Annotated in this window: 17 protein-coding genes; 7 read left to right on the top strand and 10 right to left on the bottom strand. The window is 62.4% G+C overall.

All coding sequences use genetic code 11. The features are described 5' to 3' along the window. Positions 1 to 107 precede the first annotated feature (107 nt). Both P3C18_RS00190 and P3C18_RS00185 read left to right on the top strand, forming a co-directional pair. On the top strand, positions 108 to 650 hold the full coding sequence (locus tag P3C18_RS00190) for a gamma carbonic anhydrase family protein (protein ID WP_275959875.1): 543 nt from the start codon (positions 108 to 110) through the stop codon (positions 648 to 650). A 14-nt stretch (positions 651 to 664) separates the two neighbouring features. Beyond that, on the top strand, positions 665 to 1,312 hold the full coding sequence (locus P3C18_RS00185) for an HAD family hydrolase (protein ID WP_275961550.1): 648 nt from the start codon (positions 665 to 667) through the stop codon (positions 1,310 to 1,312). Positions 1,313 to 1,480: 168 nt separating this feature from the next. On the opposite strand, the gene P3C18_RS00180 is transcribed toward P3C18_RS00185, so the two are convergent. Both P3C18_RS00180 and P3C18_RS00175 read right to left on the bottom strand, forming a co-directional pair. After that, entirely contained in the window at positions 1,481 to 1,711 is a 231-nt protein-coding gene (locus P3C18_RS00180; protein WP_275959874.1) for a DUF1161 domain-containing protein, read from the bottom strand. Between the two features lie 64 nt (positions 1,712 to 1,775). After that, positions 1,776 to 2,828, bottom strand: a complete 1,053-nt coding sequence (locus tag P3C18_RS00175; RefSeq protein WP_275959872.1) for an aminopeptidase — start codon at positions 2,826 to 2,828, stop codon at positions 1,776 to 1,778. A gap of 108 nt (positions 2,829 to 2,936) precedes the next feature. On the opposite strand from P3C18_RS00175, the gene P3C18_RS00170 reads away from it, so the two are divergent. After that, positions 2,937 to 3,356, top strand: coding sequence for a hypothetical protein (locus P3C18_RS00170; protein WP_275959870.1), 420 nt, complete (start codon positions 2,937 to 2,939; stop codon positions 3,354 to 3,356). 244 nt (positions 3,357 to 3,600) lie between these two features. On the opposite strand, the gene P3C18_RS00165 is transcribed toward P3C18_RS00170, so the two are convergent. The 4 genes from P3C18_RS00165 to P3C18_RS00150 form a co-directional block, all read right to left on the bottom strand. Continuing rightward, positions 3,601 to 4,032 (bottom strand): OsmC family protein, encoded by a 432-nt coding sequence (locus P3C18_RS00165; RefSeq protein WP_275959869.1) that lies wholly within the window; start codon positions 4,030 to 4,032, stop codon positions 3,601 to 3,603. A gap of 81 nt (positions 4,033 to 4,113) precedes the next feature. Continuing rightward, entirely contained in the window at positions 4,114 to 5,109 is a 996-nt protein-coding gene (locus P3C18_RS00160) for an LLM class flavin-dependent oxidoreductase (protein ID WP_275959868.1), read from the bottom strand. A 149-nt stretch (positions 5,110 to 5,258) separates the two neighbouring features. Beyond that, positions 5,259 to 5,474, bottom strand: a complete 216-nt coding sequence (locus P3C18_RS00155) for a dodecin (protein ID WP_275959867.1) — start codon at positions 5,472 to 5,474, stop codon at positions 5,259 to 5,261. Positions 5,475 to 5,540: 66 nt separating this feature from the next. Beyond that, positions 5,541 to 6,428, bottom strand: coding sequence for a LysR family transcriptional regulator (locus P3C18_RS00150; RefSeq protein WP_275959866.1), 888 nt, complete (start codon positions 6,426 to 6,428; stop codon positions 5,541 to 5,543). Between the two features lie 153 nt (positions 6,429 to 6,581). On the opposite strand from P3C18_RS00150, the gene trpB reads away from it, so the two are divergent. The 3 genes from trpB (at position 6,582) to P3C18_RS00135 (ending at position 9,451) form a co-directional block, all read left to right on the top strand. Beyond that, a complete protein-coding gene (trpB, locus tag P3C18_RS00145) occupies positions 6,582 to 7,796 on the top strand; it encodes a tryptophan synthase subunit beta (protein ID WP_275959865.1) in 1,215 nt (404 codons plus the stop codon). Further along, positions 7,796 to 8,605, top strand: a complete 810-nt coding sequence (trpA, locus tag P3C18_RS00140; RefSeq protein WP_275959864.1) for a tryptophan synthase subunit alpha — start codon at positions 7,796 to 7,798, stop codon at positions 8,603 to 8,605. Before trpB ends, trpA begins: the two co-directional genes overlap by 1 nt. 213 nt (positions 8,606 to 8,818) lie before the next feature. Then, entirely contained in the window at positions 8,819 to 9,451 is a 633-nt protein-coding gene (locus P3C18_RS00135) for a TetR/AcrR family transcriptional regulator (protein ID WP_275959863.1), read from the top strand. A gap of 139 nt (positions 9,452 to 9,590) precedes the next feature. Here P3C18_RS00135 and argA read toward each other — a convergent pair whose 3' ends face one another. The 4 genes from argA to P3C18_RS00115 all read right to left on the bottom strand — a co-directional run bounded on the left by argA (position 9,591) and on the right by P3C18_RS00115 (position 14,218). Then, positions 9,591 to 10,889, bottom strand: coding sequence for an amino-acid N-acetyltransferase (argA, locus tag P3C18_RS00130; protein ID WP_275959862.1), 1,299 nt, complete (start codon positions 10,887 to 10,889; stop codon positions 9,591 to 9,593). Positions 10,890 to 10,992: 103 nt separating this feature from the next. Next, positions 10,993 to 12,171: an acetylornithine deacetylase gene (gene argE / locus P3C18_RS00125; RefSeq protein WP_275959861.1), complete on the bottom strand. Its 1,179-nt coding sequence runs from the start codon at positions 12,169 to 12,171 to the stop codon at positions 10,993 to 10,995. Between the two features lie 67 nt (positions 12,172 to 12,238). Continuing rightward, positions 12,239 to 13,501 (bottom strand): inorganic phosphate transporter, encoded by a 1,263-nt coding sequence (locus P3C18_RS00120; protein ID WP_275959860.1) that lies wholly within the window; start codon positions 13,499 to 13,501, stop codon positions 12,239 to 12,241. A gap of 39 nt (positions 13,502 to 13,540) precedes the next feature. Continuing rightward, a complete protein-coding gene (locus tag P3C18_RS00115; protein WP_275959859.1) occupies positions 13,541 to 14,218 on the bottom strand; it encodes a TIGR00153 family protein in 678 nt (225 codons plus the stop codon). Positions 14,219 to 14,330: 112 nt separating this feature from the next. Between P3C18_RS00115 and P3C18_RS00110 the strand changes: the two genes are divergently transcribed. After that, positions 14,331 to 15,695, top strand: a complete 1,365-nt coding sequence (locus P3C18_RS00110; RefSeq protein ID WP_275959858.1) for a CYTH domain-containing protein — start codon at positions 14,331 to 14,333, stop codon at positions 15,693 to 15,695. The last annotated feature ends 18 nt before the right edge of the window (positions 15,696 to 15,713 follow it).

Below are 15,713 nucleotides of genomic sequence, written 5' to 3'. Positions count from 1 at the left end.
GGCAGGCTTGAGTGGATACCGCCATCGACAAAACAGCGCGCATATCCTGAACATGGGTGCCATCTTAATTACAATCAAGGCCAGACGCAGCCTAAGAGGTTTCTATCGTGGCGATTCGTACTTACCAACAGTTCACCCCATTGCTCGGTTCACGGGCCTTTGTCGATGCCTCAGCCGTGGTGCTCGGCGATGTGGAAATCGGCGCGGACAGCTCGGTCTGGCCGCTGGTGGTGATCCGTGGCGACATGCACAGCATCCGCATTGGCGAGCGCAGCAGCATTCAGGATGGCAGCGTGCTGCACATTACCCACGCCGGGCCCTTCAACCCGCGCGGCTACCCGCTGAATATCGGCGACGATGTGACCATCGGCCATAACGTCACCCTGCACGGCTGCAACATTGGCAACCGGGTACTGATCGGCATGGGCAGCATCATCATGGATGGCGTGGTGATCGATGACGAAGTGATGCTTGGCGCCGGCAGCCTGGTGCCGCCGGGTAGCCATCTGCAAAGTGGCTATCTGTACGTCGGCAGCCCGGCCAAACAAGCTCGCGAGCTGAGCGAGAAGGAGCGTAGCTACTTCCGTTACAGCGCCGACAACTATGTACGGCTGAAGGATCAGCACCTGATGGAAGGTTACGGCAGCTGATGACTCAAGCGGCTTTGCATTACTCGACCATCCTGTTTGACCTCGATGGCACCCTCACCGACCCGCGTGAGGGGATTACCCGTTCGGTGCAGCATGCGCTGGCCAAATTGGGCATTGATGAGCCTGACCTGCAGGCGCTTGAGCACTTTATCGGCCCGCCGCTTTTGCAGTGTTTTATGCAGACCTACCAGTTCGACGAGGCCACGGCCTGGCAGGCGGTGAATCATTATCGCGAGCGTTTTCGTGAAGTGGGGCTGTATGAGAATCAGCTGTTCGACGGTGTGGGTGAGCTGTTGCAGCTGCTGCAGAACCAGCAGCGCACGCTGTATATCGCCACCAGCAAGCCGACGGTGTTTGCCGAGCAGATTGCCCGGTATTTCGGCTTTGCCCGGCACTTCAAGGTGATCTACGGCAGCGAGCTGGATGGCACGCGCACCGACAAGGTCGAGCTGATCGCTCATCTGCTGGAAAAGGAACAGCTTGCGCCAGAGGCGACGCTGATGATCGGTGATCGCAAGCACGACCTGATCGGCGCCAGGCGCAATGGCCTGGATGCGGCAGCGGTGGGTTATGGCTTTGGCAGCTTTGCTGAGTTGCAGGCCGAGGCGCCGACCTATCACTTCCACAGCCTGGCCGAGTTGCACCAGGCGTTTGTGGGCTAAATCGGTGATGGGCGGCGTTCCCAGCGCTTTTACGAACCCCCTGTAGCCCGGATAAGCCTTGGCGCAATCCGGGATCACGGCACCCCGGATGATGCTGCGCTTATCCGGGCTGCATTCCGGTCTTTTACAGACCGTATGGGTTAGCCGCAGACGTCACCCATCCGCGAGTCAGCCATTTTTCTGATAGATGATCTTCTTGGTGCCGCCGTCGCAGCTGCCGACCACCATATTGGGATCCTGGGCTTCTGCGTTGGGCACGATTTCCAGGGTGTAGCTGGCAACGCCGGCGGCCTGGATTTTCACTTCAATCTCCGCGCGCAGCTCTTCGCAGGGCTTGGGTGCGGCCAATACGCTGGTGCTAAGTAGACCAAGCAGCACGGCCAGGGTGAATTTGTTCATTGCATCGCTCCTTTTGCGTGAACAGAAACTACAGGGGTTGGAGTGGTTTTTAGGTACGTAAGTTCTAAGAGCCTGAAGATAAGTCGGCCAGTGCCTGATGCCGTTCTACCTCGGGCAGTTTGCCCAAGGCGGCGACACGCTGATAGAAGCGTGGCCAGTCGCGCTCAACCTGCTCGAATAGCGCGGCGAAGGCCGACACCCATTGATCATAGAGGCCAAACGGCAGCAGCTTGGCGTTGTTTATCGGCGCGTTGATCCAGTCGTCGTAACGTCCGTTGTCGCCCCACTCGCGCGCGCTTAGCGCATGGTATTCGGCGCGCAGGCGGGCGATCTCGGCCTGCTTGCGACTGCGCATCTGCGTGGGCGGCAGGTCGCTGGCGTAGAGCTGCTGCAGCCGCGCCCGGCTGGCCAGCACCAGGGCAATAAATTGCTCACGCTGCTGTTCGCCTTGCGGGTCGTTGGGCTGCAGGCCCTGCTTGGCGCGCCATTGGCGCAGGCCTTCGCGTTCGACAAAGCTGGCGAAAGACTCATTGAACGCGGTGTCGTCCGCCACATACAGCTGCTGGTGCGCCAGTTCGTGGAAGATCACCGCCACCAGGCGCTCGTCACTCCAGCGCAGCATGGTGTTGAGAATCGGGTCATCGAACCAGCCGAGGGTGGAATAGGCCTCGACGCCGCCCAGATAGGTATCCAGGCTTTGCTGCTTGAGCAGTGCCGCAGCGCCCCGCGCCCGATCTTGGCTGTAGAAGCCGCGATAAGCCACGCAGCCCGCAATCGGAAAGCAGTGCAGCTCAGGCGACAGGGAAAACTCCGGGGTGGCGAACACATTCCACACCACAAAGGGCCGCTGAATATTGGCATACAGGCGGTAGCTGCCGTTGTCGGGCAGGGCCAGCTGGGCGCTGGCGAAATCCCGTGCCTGCTGAGCCAGGGCCAGGCGCTGCTTGAGTTCAGGGTCGGCCGCCGGGTTCTCCAGCAGCTCGGCAATCGGCTCGCGCGCCTGCAGCAGTTGCAGATGCCCGCCAGCCAGATGGCTGTAGTAGTCCAGGGTGCTGCAACCGCTCAGCAGCAGCGCAGCGGCCAGTGGAACCCAGCGCCAGAGCAGGGCGTCGAACATGGATCAGTCCCCGTGAGTAAACAGGCTGCCACGCTAGCGCATCAGCGCTGCTGCCTCCAGCACGGGATCGGCGTAGGCTAAGGGTTGTTGTGATTTGTGGAGGTTCCCATGCGTTCTCTGGCTTTGCTGGGTGCTGTGCTGGTGCTCAGTGCCTGCGCATCACCCGTACCAGCGCCTGACCCAAACCAGGCTTGGGTTGAGCTGCGCAGTAGCGGCGGCACGCTGCTGATGGCGGATCGGCTCGATGGTCAGCGTTTGAGCGATGGCCGCTACTTTCAGGTGCCCGCCGGGGCCCATGAGTTGCTGGCAAGCTTTCAGTTTGAAGTGAACAGCGGCGGTGGCCTGGATGGCGCCTATGAGCCCCGCCAGGTGACCTGCGAAATTCGCGTGCGGCATGACAACTTTGTCGCCGGCCAGCGCTACCGGCTGGAAGCCAGGCCCTTGCTAATGAAGGCGCAGGCCTGGCTCTACGATGAGCAGCGCAATGTGCTGGCGCGGGGTAAGGTACTGCGCTGCGGCACCTTCTAAGAACCTGCCCACGATCTGCTGCGCGTCGGCCCTGCTGCGTTAAAAACAGGCTCGGAAGCCGCTTACGGCTAACGCGCTTCAGCGCGCCCCCGAAGGGGCGAGTGAAACGAGTAATGCTCATGTACAACAGTACACTCGTGTGCGAGCCCAGTCCGCTTCCTCGCCTGTTTTGACCAGCCGGAGGCTGTTACTAACGTAGCGCCTTGCAGTGCTCTAGCTCGCTAGATCGTGAGCAGGTTCTGAATTAGAGGCTGCTATCGAGCACCGCTTCCAGGGTGATCTCGGCGTTCAGCACCTTGGACACCGGGCAGCCGTTCTTGGCAATTGCCACGGCCTTCTCGAAGGCCGCACGGTCGGCGCCGGGGATGCGTGCCTTGAGCGTCAGGTGCACGGCGGTGATGGCAAAGCCGCCATCTTGTTTATCGAGAGTCACTTCGGCGCTGGTTTCAATGCTCTCGGCAGTCATCCCGGCTTCGCCAAGTTCCTTGGACAGGGCCATGGAGAAACAACCGGCGTGGGCGGCGCCGAGCAGTTCTTCCGGGTTGGTGCCCGGCTGCCCTTCGAAGCGGGTATTGAAACCATAGGGCGCGTTTGCCAGGGCGCCGCTCTGGGTCGAGATCGTACCTTTGCCGTCCTTGATGCCACCCTGCCAATGAGCTGAGGCTGTCTTCTTCATCCGAGTACTCCAGTGCGTGGGTTACAAGGTTGAGAGCAGGCTGGGGCGGCACAAGTTCGAAAAATAAGTCCCGGCAGTCGGTTAACGCAGTTGCGTGACCAGCTCGAACGCATGCAGACGGTCGGCAAAGTCATACAGGTCGCAGGTGAAGATCAGCTCATCGGCGCCGGTCTGTTCCAGCAACAGCTCCAGACGCGCGCGGACTTTGTCCGGGCCGCCGATCATCGCCATGCCGAGGAAGCTGCTCACCGCCTCTTTCTCATGCGGCAACCACAGGCCCTGCATGCTGGTAACGGGCGGTTTCTGCACCAGGCTCTGGCCGCGAATCAGCGCGAGGATGCGCTGGTAGGCCGAGGTGGCCAGGTAGTCGGCCTGTTCATCGCTGTCGGCGGCAATCAGTGGTACGCCGAGCATCACGTAGGGTTTGTCGAGCACTGCCGAGGGCTTGAAGTGATTGCGGTAGACGCGAATCGCTTCATGCATATAGCGCGGCGCGAAGTGTGAGGCGAAGGCGTAGGGCAGGCCCTTTTCGCCCGCCAGTTGGGCGCTGAACAGGCTGGAGCCGAGCAGCCAGATCGGCACATTGGTGTCAGTGCCAGGCATGGCGATCACCCGCTGATCCGGCGTGCGCGGGCCGAGGTAGCGTTGCAGTTCTTCGACATCTGCGGGGAAGTCATCGGCGTTGCCAATCCGGTCGCGGCGCAGCGCCTGGGCGGTGAAGTGATCGGCACCCGGTGCGCGGCCCAGACCCAGCTCGATACGGCCGGGATAGAGCGTGGCCAGGGTGCCGAACTGCTCGGCAATCACCAGCGGCGCATGGTTGGGCAGCATCACTCCGCCAGAGCCCAGGCGAATCTTCGACGTACCGGCGGCCAGATAACCCAGCAGCACGGCGGTGGCCGAGCTGGCGATGCCATCCATATTGTGGTGTTCGGCCACCCAGAAGCGCTCAAACCCCAGGCGCTCGACATGCTGCGCCAGCGCCAGGGAGTTATGCAGGGCCTGGGCGGCGTTGCCGTCGTCACGCACCGGGGCGAGATCGAGGGTGGAAAACTTGCTCTGTGCGAGTGCGCTCATCGAGCCTACCTGTTGGTTATCCGCTTGTTCGGGCGCAACAAAGCGCCAATACCTGAGTTAGATAGTGGGGCTTGTTCTGCAGATTCCAAGGGGCAGGTGGTCCAGCGGCGATAACCGGGCCGTGCGCAAGCGACGGCCCGTGGTGTGGGTCAGCTACTGCTCAGGCGGAAACCGATTTTCAGGGTGACCTGATAATGGCCGACCTTGCCATCAACGATATGCCCGCGGGTTTCCACCACCTCGAACCAGTCGAGGTTGCGTACCGACTTGGCGCATTCGGCCAGGGCATTTTCGATGGCATCTTCGATGCTGACTTTCGAGGAGCCGACGATTTCGATTTTCTTGTAGGTGTGATGATCAGACATGGGCGTTCTCCACAGGTTGATGATTCAACGCTAGTTGAGTCGCCGCAGTTCTGCCCGCTCAGTCGCTTAGCCTTCCAGCTCGTGGTGCAGCCACTTGGCCAATTGCTCGGCGCGCTTGTCCAGGCGGCGTGCCGGCACCCACAGGGCCAGGCGAGCCGAGGTTTCGACAAAGCCCCAGGGCGCGACCAGGCGACCGGCGGCCAGATCGTCGGCCACCAGTTGTTGCGGTGCAATGGCCACACCCAGGCCAGCGGCAGCGGCTTCCAGCAGGTAATACAGATGCTCAAAGCCCTGGCCGAGCTTTAGCGCGCTGGCATCCAAGGCATTGCTGCTGGCCCAACTGGGCCAGGCCTGCGGGCGCGAGCTGGTATGCAGCAAGGGTTCACCGAGCAGCGCGGCGGCAGGGGCCTGATGCAATTCGGCGAACTGCGCATAACGCGGGCTAAGCACCGGGCCGATGCGCTCCACAGTTAATTCATAGACCTGCATATCCGCCGGCCAGGGCGGTTCGGCGAACCACAGGGTGGCGTCCACGCCGCTGCGGCGCGGGTCCAGCTCGCCTTCGCTGGCGGACAACTGCAGGCGCAGTTCCGGCAGCTCGCGGTTGAGCCGGTCCAGGCGCGGGATAAACCAGCGTGCCAGCAGGCTACCCGGACAGGCCAGAACGAAGGGCGCATCGGCCTTGCCCTGTTGCAGCTCGGCGCAGGTGCTGCGCAGGCGGCTGAATAGATCGGCGCTGACATCGCGCAAGCGAATGCCCGAATCTGTGAGTTTAAGGCCGCGACCTTCCTTGCTGAACAGCGCCACACCCAGGTGTTCCTCCAGGGCACGCACCTGCCGACTGACCGCGCCATGGGTGACGTGCAGTTCATTGGCGGCCTGGCTGATGCTGTTCAGCCGCGCGGCCGCTTCGAAGGCGCGCAGAGCGTTAAGCGGTGGAAGGTCCTGGCTCATCTGTGATTTTTCCTGACAGGTTGCGGCGATCTTATCGCTTTTGCCGGGCGTGCCACAGCTTTATCCTGTGCTCATTGCTGTAGGAGCGCCCCATGGGCGCGATTCGCGGGCATGGCCCGCTCCTACCCTTTTTATCTTGCTGTGGAGAACGCCATGACTTCCTTGCGCACTGGCCCTGACGCCAACGGCCTGTTCGGCTCGTTCGGTGGCCAATATGTTGCCGAAACCCTGATGCCGCTGATCCACGACCTGGCCGACGAGTACGAGAAGGCCAAGCTCGACCCCGAGTTCCAGAAAGAACTGGCCTACTTTCAGCGCGATTTCGTCGGCCGGCCGAGCCCGCTGTATTTCGCCGAGCGCCTGACCGAGATGTGCGGCGGCGCGAAGATCTACTTCAAGCGTGAAGAGCTCAACCACACCGGTGCGCACAAGATCAACAACTGCATCGGCCAGGCCCTGCTGGCCAAGCGCATGGGCAAGAAACGCATCATCGCCGAGACCGGTGCCGGCATGCATGGCGTGGCTACAGCCACTGTTGCGGCGCGTTTCGGCATGGAATGCGTGATCTTTATGGGCACCACCGACATCGATCGCCAGCAGGCCAACGTGTTCCGCATGAAGCTGCTGGGCGCCACCGTAATTCCGGTGGTCGCCGGCACCGGCACGCTCAAGGATGCGATGAACGAAGCGCTGCGCGACTGGGTGACCAACGTGCACAACACCTTCTACATGATCGGCACCGTGGCCGGTCCGCACCCGTACCCGGCGATGGTGCGCGACTTCCAGGCGGTGATCGGCAAGGAAACCCGCGAGCAGATCCTCGCCCAGGAAGGCCGTCTGCCCGACAGCCTGGTGGCCTGCATCGGCGGCGGCTCCAACGCCATCGGCCTGTTCCACCCCTTCCTTGATGACAAGGATGTGCAAATCGTCGGCGTTGAAGCGGCCGGCTACGGCATCGAAACCGGCAAGCACGCCGCCAGCCTCAACGGCGGTGTACCGGGCGTGCTGCACGGCAACCGCACCTTCCTGCTGCAGAACGACGACGGCCAGATCATCGACGCCCACTCGATTTCCGCCGGCCTGGATTACCCCGGCATCGGCCCTGAGCACGCCTGGTTGCACGACGTTGGCCGGGTTGAATACACCTCGGTAACCGACGACGAAGCCCTGGCCGCCTTCCACACCTGCTGCCGTCAGGAGGGCATTATCCCAGCCCTGGAAAGTGCCCATGCCCTGGCCGAAGCCTTTAAGCGCGCGCCAACCCTGCCCAAGGAGCACCTGATGGTGATCAACCTGTCCGGCCGTGGCGACAAGGATATGCAGACCGTTATGCACCACATGGAAAACACTTCGCAGGAGAAACACTGATGAGCCGCCTGCAAACCCGCTTTGCCGAACTGAAACAGCAGAACCGCGCCGCCCTGGTGACCTTCGTCACCGCTGGCGACCCGAACTATGACGCCTCCCTGGCCATCCTCAAGGGCCTGCCGGCGGCTGGCGCCGATGTGATCGAGCTGGGCATGCCGTTTACCGATCCGATGGCCGATGGCCCGGCGATCCAATTGGCGAACATTCGCGCTCTGGACGGCGGTCAGGACCTGGCGAAAACCCTGCAGATGGTCCGTGAGTTCCGTGAAGGTGAGCAGGCCACGCCGTTGGTGCTGATGGGTTACTTCAACCCGATCCACAAGTACGGCGTCGAGCGCTTTATTGCCGAGGCCAAGGCCTCTGGCGTCGATGGCCTGATCGTCGTCGATCTGCCGCCAGAGCATAACGTCGACCTCTGCGACCCGGCGCAGGTCGCGGGCCTGGACTTTATCCGCCTGACCACCCCGACCACCGACGACAAGCGTCTGCCCAAAGTGCTTAACGGCAGCTCCGGCTTCGTCTACTACGTCTCGGTGGCCGGTGTGACCGGTGCTGGCTCGGCCACCCTGGATCATGTCGAGCAGGCGGTTGTCCGTCTGCGTCGCCACACCGATCTGCCGCTGTGCATCGGCTTCGGTATCCGCACCCCGGAGCATGCCGCGACTATCGCCCGTCTGGCCGAAGGCGTGGTAGTCGGCTCGGCGCTGATCGACCAGATTGCCAACGCAACAAGCGACGAGCAGGCGGTGGATGGCGTGCTGAGCCTGTGTGCGGCGCTGGCTGAAGGAGTGCGCGGCGCGCGTGGTTAACGCGGGCTTGTAGGGTGGATGACGCTTCACCCATCCACCAGTGCATTGGTGGATGAAAAAAGCGTCATCCACCCTACGTTCCTGGTAGCCCGGGTGCAATCCGCAGCATTTAGTGCCAGTAAAACCCTTCCCGGATTTTATCCGGGCTACGGGTTCGGTGTAGGGTAGGCGGCGAAATGTCATCCGCCCTATTTCCTTGCTCCGAGTCTCGCCATGTCACGTCCGCCTGTTGCTCGCAAACCCCGCGCCAGTAGCCAAAGCCGCATTGCCGGTATTCTGGCAGCTGCCCGTGAATTGCTCGCCGAGCAAGGCGTAGCCAGTCTGTCGATCTACAGCGTGGCTGAGCGCGCGCAGATTCCACCGTCTTCGGTCTATCACTTCTTCGCCAGCGTGCCGGCTTTGCTGGAAGGGCTGACGGCGGATATCCACAGTGCGTTTCGCGCCTGCCTGCAGGAGCCGATTGAGCATACGCAGCTGCGTGACTGGCGCGATCTGTCGCAGTTGGTCGAGCAGCGCATGCTGGCGATCTATGCCGCTGATGCCGCCGCACGGCAGTTAATCCTGGCGCAGCATGGCCTGGCGGAAGTGACCCAGGCGGATAGGCAGCACGACATCGAGCTGGGCCAGCTAATGCAGCAGTTGTTCGACCGCCACTTCCCGCTGCCGCAACTGCCGGATGATGTCGATGTATTCGCCCTGGCCATGGAGCTGGGCGACAGGGTGTATGCGCGCTCGGTGCAGCTGCACGGCGAAATCACCCCGCGTATGGCCGAGGAAGGCATGCGCGTGTTTGATGCTTATCTGGGTTTGTATCTGCCGCCCCATCTACCGAAACGCAGCCAGTAAAGCACCCGCTGATGAGGAGTAGCCCGGACAAGCGCAGCGCAGTCCGGGGCATGGTTTTGGCGGCGTTATGTTTCCCGGATTGCGCTAGGGCTTATCCGGGCTACGGGTGGGTTGGCACAATGGTTATGTACCGCTGGATTCACAGCGCCTTTTCAAACACCTGCGAGTTGCGCTGGTAGTTGTACAGCGAGGCGCGGGCGGCCGGCAGGCGGTCGACGCTGCTGGGCATAAAGCCGCGTTCGCGGAACCAGTGGGCGGTGCGCGTGGTGAGCACGAATAGGGTTTTCAGGCCTTGGGCGCGCGCGCGTTCTTCGATGCGTTCGAGCAGCTCATCACCACGGCCGCCATGCCGGTAGGCCGGGTTCACCGCCAGGCACGCCAGCTCACCGAAATCCGAGTCGGCAATCTGGTACAGCGCGGCGCAGGCGATGATCAGCCCTTCACGTTCAACAATGCTGAACTGCTCGATCTCGCGCTCCAGCACCTCACGCGAGCGGCGCACCAGAATGCCCTGGTCTTCCAGCGGGGTGATCAGCTCCATCAGCCCGCCGACATCCTCGATGGTCGCTTCGCGCAGCGATTCGAACTGCTCCTGGGCCACCAGGGTGCCGTTGCCGGTGCGAGTGAACAGTTCGCTAAGCAGCGCCCCATCTTCCGCATAACTGACGATATGGCTGCGACGTACCCCGGCCTTGCAGGCCTCGGCGGCGGCGTCGAGCAGTTCGCCCTGGTAGCTGCTGCCCAGGCGCTGCAAGTGCGCCGGTACCTGTTGTGGGCGCAGTTCGCGCACCAGCTTGCCGGCTTCGTCGAGCAGGCCGCATTCGGCGCCGAACAGCAGTAGCTTGTCGGCGTCCAGGTCGATGGCGGCGCGGGTGGCGACGTCTTCGCAGGCTAGGTTGAAAATCTCCCCGGTGGGCGAATAACCCAGCGGCGACAGCAGCACGATGCTGCGCTCATCCAGCTGACGGTTGATGCCCTTGCGGTCGATGCGCCGCACTTCGCCGGTGTGGTGATAGTCGACGCCATCGACCACGCCAATCGGCCGCGCGGTGACAAAGTTGCCGCTGGTGATGCGCAGGCGCGAGCCCTGCATCGGCGAGCGCGCCATGTCCATCGACAGGCGCGCTTCGATGGCGATACGCAGCTGGCCGACGGCGTCGATCACGCACTCCAGGGTCGGGCTGTCGGTGATCCGCAGGTCGCGGTGAAAGCGCGGGGTCAGGCCGTTGCTGGCCAGGCGCGCCTCGATCTGCGGGCGCGAGCCATGCACCAGCACCAGGCGCACGCCGAGGCTGTGCAGCAGCACCAGGTCGTGGACGATATTGCCGAAATTCGGGTGGGCAACGCCCTCGCCCGGCAGCATCACCACAAAGGTGCAGTCACGATGGGCATTGATATAGGGCGAAGCGTGGCGGAGCCAGTTGACGTGATCGTGCATTGTTTGAAGAACCTGTGTCGAAGACGGAACGCATGGGAACGGCGCAGAGTTGCGCCAGGCGGCAGCCGAGAGCAGCGGTTTTATCGTCGCAGTTGGGGCAGCTTCACGCGTTCTCTCCTCCGGATGACTCAGGTTGTTTGGCTTGTAGGCAGTAATGCTGGATCAGCTGTTGCAGCAGACGCACAGTAGGCTGCAAACGTGACATTTCCAGGTACTCCCCCGGTTGGTGGGCGCAGTCGATATCGCCGGGGCCGAGCACCAGGGTTTCGCAGCCAAGCTGCTGAAGATAAGGCGCTTCGGTGGCAAATGCCACTGCGGCGGCCGTATGCCCGGTCAGACGTTCGGCAATGCGCACCAGCTCACTGTCGGCGTTCTGCTCGAAGGGCGGCACGCTGGGGAACAGAGGGGCGTAATCGATCTGCACCTGATGCTGCTCGGCCAGCGGCTGCAGCTTCTGGCGGATCGCTGCGCGCAGGGTTTCCGGCTGCATGCCCGGCAACGGGCGCAGGTCGAATTCCAGCGAGCATTGGCCGCAGATGCGGTTGGGGTTGTCGCCGCCATGGATGCAGCCAAAATTCAGGGTCGGTTTGGGCACGCTGAATTGAGGATTGTTGTACTCACGCTGCCACTGCGCACGCAGGCCGCGCAGCTCAAACATCACGTCCTGCATGGCTTCCAGGGCGCTGTGGCCGAGGCTCGGGTCGGAGGAATGGCCGCTTTGCCCGAGAATATCGATGCGCTCCATCATGATGCCCTTGTGCAGGCGGATGGGCTTGAGGCCAGTCGGCTCGCCAATCACTGCCGCGCGGCCCAGCGGCCGTCCGGCTTGCGCCAGGGCGCGTGCGCCGGACATCGAGCTTTCTTCATCGCAGGTGGCGAGAATCAGCAGCGGCTGCTGGAAACGCTGCTCCAGCAAGGGTTGTACGGCTTCGATGATCAGGGCGAAAAAGCCCTTCATATCGCAACTGCCGAGGCCCACCCAGCGGCCATCGACTTCGCTGAGCTTGAGCGGGTCGGTCTGCCACAGCGCTGCGTCAAAGGGCACGGTGTCGCTGTGTCCTGCCAGCACCAGGCCGCCTGGGCCGCTGCCATAGCTGGCGAGCAGGTTGAATTTGCCGGGGGCGACTTGCTGCACATCGCAGGCGAAACCGAGGTCGCCGAGCCAGCTCGACAGCAGTTCGATCACCGCGCGGTTGGACTGGTCCCAATGCGCCTGAGTGCAGCTCACCGACGGGGCGGCGATCAGGGCGGCGAACTGTTCTTTGAAGGAAGGCAGGGGCATCGGTCATCTCCGCAAGCGAGGCCCATCATAGGGCCATCGCTTGCGCAGATAAAACCGCTACGGGTGTTTAGAGGAAAACGCCGCGCAGGATATAGAAGAAGAAAATCGACAGCGCAGCACCCACGGGCAGGGTGATCAGCCAGGACATAAAGATCTTGCCGATCACGCCCAGGTTCAGCGCGCCGATACCGCGCGCCAGGCCGACACCGAGTACCGCACCGACCAGGGTGTGGGTGGTGGACACCGGCAGGCCGATGGCCGAAGCGCCAACCACAGTGGTGGCGGTGGCCAGTTCAGCGGCAAAACCACGGCTTGGGGTCAGCTCGGTGATTTCCTTGCCGATGGTGGCGATCACCTTGTAGCCGTAGGTGGCCAGACCGATGACGATACCCACGGCGCCGAGCAGCAGCACCCAGGCAGGCAGGGCGGCTTTGGCGCCGACGGCTTCGCCGCCGGACTGGATCACTCCGACAATCGCTGCCAGTGGGCCGACGGCGTTGGCCACGTCGTTGGAGCCGTGGGCAAAGGCCATGGCGCAGGCGGTGAAGATCATCAGCACGGCGAAGACCTTCTCCACGCTGGCGTAGTGGAAATCCTTGTCCGCTTCGACGTCGATCTTGATCCGGCTAAGCAGGACGATACCCAGCAGCATGATCAGGCCGCCGACGCCCAGAGAAAGGAAGAAACCTTCCGAGCTGGAGAGGTTCAGGCCGATATGCTTGAGGCCCTTGGTCAGGGTCATGACGCTGACCATAAAACCGGTGGCAAACATATACAGCGGTACAAAGCGCTTGGCGTTTTGGAACGGGTTGTCGGTGTCGATGATCAGCTTCTGTACGCTGACAAACAGACCGAAGGCGACGATGCCGGACAGCACCGGGGAGACTACCCAGCTGGCCACGATGGGGCCAACGCCGCCCCAGTGCACCGCGTCCATGGACACGCCGACGGCCGCAAAGCCGATGACCGCGCCGACGATGGAGTGGGTGGTGGAAACCGGCCAGCCCTTGGTAGAAGCTACTAGCAGCCAGGTGCCGGCTGCCAGCAGCGCCGACATCATGCCCAGGACCATCAGGTCCGGGGTGATCATCGACGCATCGACGATGCCGCTCTTGATGGTTTCGGTGACTTGGCCACCGGCCAGGTAGGCGCCGGCAAACTCGAAGACCATGGCGATCAGGATCGCCTGTTTGATGGTCAGTGCGCGTGAGCCCACCGAGGTGCCCATGGCGTTGGCCACGTCATTGGCGCCTACGCCCCAGGCCATGAAAAAGCCGAAGAGACAGGCAAGCAGCAGCAATACGAGGCCGTAGTCCGCAATCAGAGACATAAATAATTAATCCGTAGATTCCAGAAAGGACACTGGCGCTTAGCGCGCCAGCAGTTGTTCCAGTCGGTTGCCGACACGTTCGGCACGATCGGCTACGTCGCCGATCCATTCGATGATCTTGTAGAGGAACATCACATCGACAGGGGGAAGGTCCTTCTCCAGTTTGAACAGCGCACGACGGACCTCGATTTGCATCTTGTCGGTGTCGCGTTCGATCTGTTCCAGCTCCATGACCATGGATTCGACCAGCGCTGCTTCACGGCCGCCAAAGCCGGTTTCCAGCAGCTCGTCGAGCTCGTTCATGGCTTTCAGCGCTTGCGTGCTGGCATCCACGGTACGCTGCACAAAGGCCCGCATTAGCGGCTGCAGAGCTTGCGGAATGGCCATTTCACGGCCGAGCATCAGCCCAGCGATGTCCTTGGCGCGGTTGGCGACTTTGTCCTGTACACTCAGCAGCTCAAGCAGATCCGAGCGCGGTACGGGCAGGAACAGGCTCTTGGGCAGGTGCAGGCGCACGCTTTTCTTGAGCTTGTCGGCCTCATGTTCGAGGCTAGCCATTTCCTGTTGTACCTGTTCCACCTTGGCCCAATCTTCCACCATCACGGCTTCGAAGAAGGGCACCAGATTGGCTGCGCACTCGTGGGCTTTGGCAAAATGTTTTTGCATCGGCCCAATCGGTGAGCGGCCAAACAGGCTGGCAAATGGATTGACTGGCATAGGGTGAACCCCGGCGTTAAGAAGGCGGCAAGTATACGGATCAGTCCGCAGGCTCGCCAGCGCAGGTAATCGGACTGTCACAATTTCATAGTAGGCGTTGATCCCCACCATCATGAACAAAGAAACCGAAATTAAACTGCGGGTTAGCCGTGCAACCCTGGCCGCCCTGCGTGATCACCCGTTGCTGAAGAAACGCAACAAGAGTGGTTGGGAGCAGCGCGAACTGTTCAATCAGTACTTCGATACCCCCGAGCGCGATCTGGCCGCCGCCAAGGTGGCCCTGCGCGTGCGCCGTGATGGCGAGCAGTTTATCCAGACCCTGAAAACCCGTGGGCAAAGCGTGGCCGGTTTGTCCGAGCGCAATGAGTGGGACTGGAACCTGGCCAAGGCCAAGCTGGACCTGAAAAAACTCGATGACAGCTGCTGGCCGGCGACCCTGGCCGACCTGGACAAGAAGCAGCTGGTGCCGATCTTCACCACCGACTTTATCCGCGAGAAGGCGGAAATCGCCTGGGGTCGCGGCAAGGCCCGCGTGGTAATCGAGGCCGCGCTGGACCTGGGCAAGGTGATTGCTGGCGAAGGCGAAGAAGAAATCTGCGAGCTGGAGCTGGAGCTGCGTCAGGGTGAGCCTGAGGCGCTGCTGGAACTGGCCGCCGAGTTGGCCGCCGACCTGGCGCTGATGCCTTGTGATATCAGCAAGGCCGAGCGCGGTTACCGCCTGTTCGATGCCGGCAGCTACAGCCTGAGCCTGCCGGCGCCGAGCCTGAGCGCGGAAACCAGCCTGGATGACAGTGTCGCGGCACTGGCCTGGCACCTGCTGGGCAGCAGCCAGCGTCTGGCCGAGCAGTACCGCTTCAATGGTCACTGGCGTTTGCTGGTCGACTGGCTGGAGCAACTGATCGGTCTGCGTGCGCTGCTCAGCAGCCTTGGTCAGGCCGCGCCGCGTGCCAGCAGCCATGCCTTGCGTGAATTGCTGGATGCCTTGCTGCTGGAGTGGCGCCCGCGCGTGCTGGCAGGGCAGGACGATGACAGCCTGCGCAAGAACGCCCCGGCGTTGTTCGCCGCCGAACTGCAGGGCAATCGCTGGGGGTTGTTCTCGCTGAACCTGTCGCGCTGGCTATTGGCCCGCAGCTGGACTGCGGAGCGCAATAACCGTGGCAATCGCCAGGGCGCTGCGCCGCTGGGCAACTGGCTGCCGACGCTGATTGCCGAAGAAGGCGCGGCCCTGCAACTGCGTCGTTATCAGCAGCAGCCGGAAGATTTGGCCGAACAGCTGCCGCGCATCGAGCGCCTGTTGGTCTGGCTGCATCTGGCCCGCGAGGTGCTGGACGTGGCGGAAGTCGACCGTCTGTACGGTGAACTGAACAAGCTGGCGGAACTGGCCAATCAGCCCATCGACCCGGAAGTACTGGCTGCGCGCAAGGCGCAGTTGCTGACCATCGGTTCGTTAAAGGCCTGGCGTCAGCTGGTCAAGTAACTGCCACGGCGCTGTAGG

Source organism: Pseudomonas sp. 1928-m (assembly GCF_029269135.1).
GTDB lineage: Bacteria > Pseudomonadota > Gammaproteobacteria > Pseudomonadales > Pseudomonadaceae > Aquipseudomonas.
Note: the sequence above shows the minus strand (reverse complement) of the source record. Positions and strands in the feature narration are given on the sequence as shown.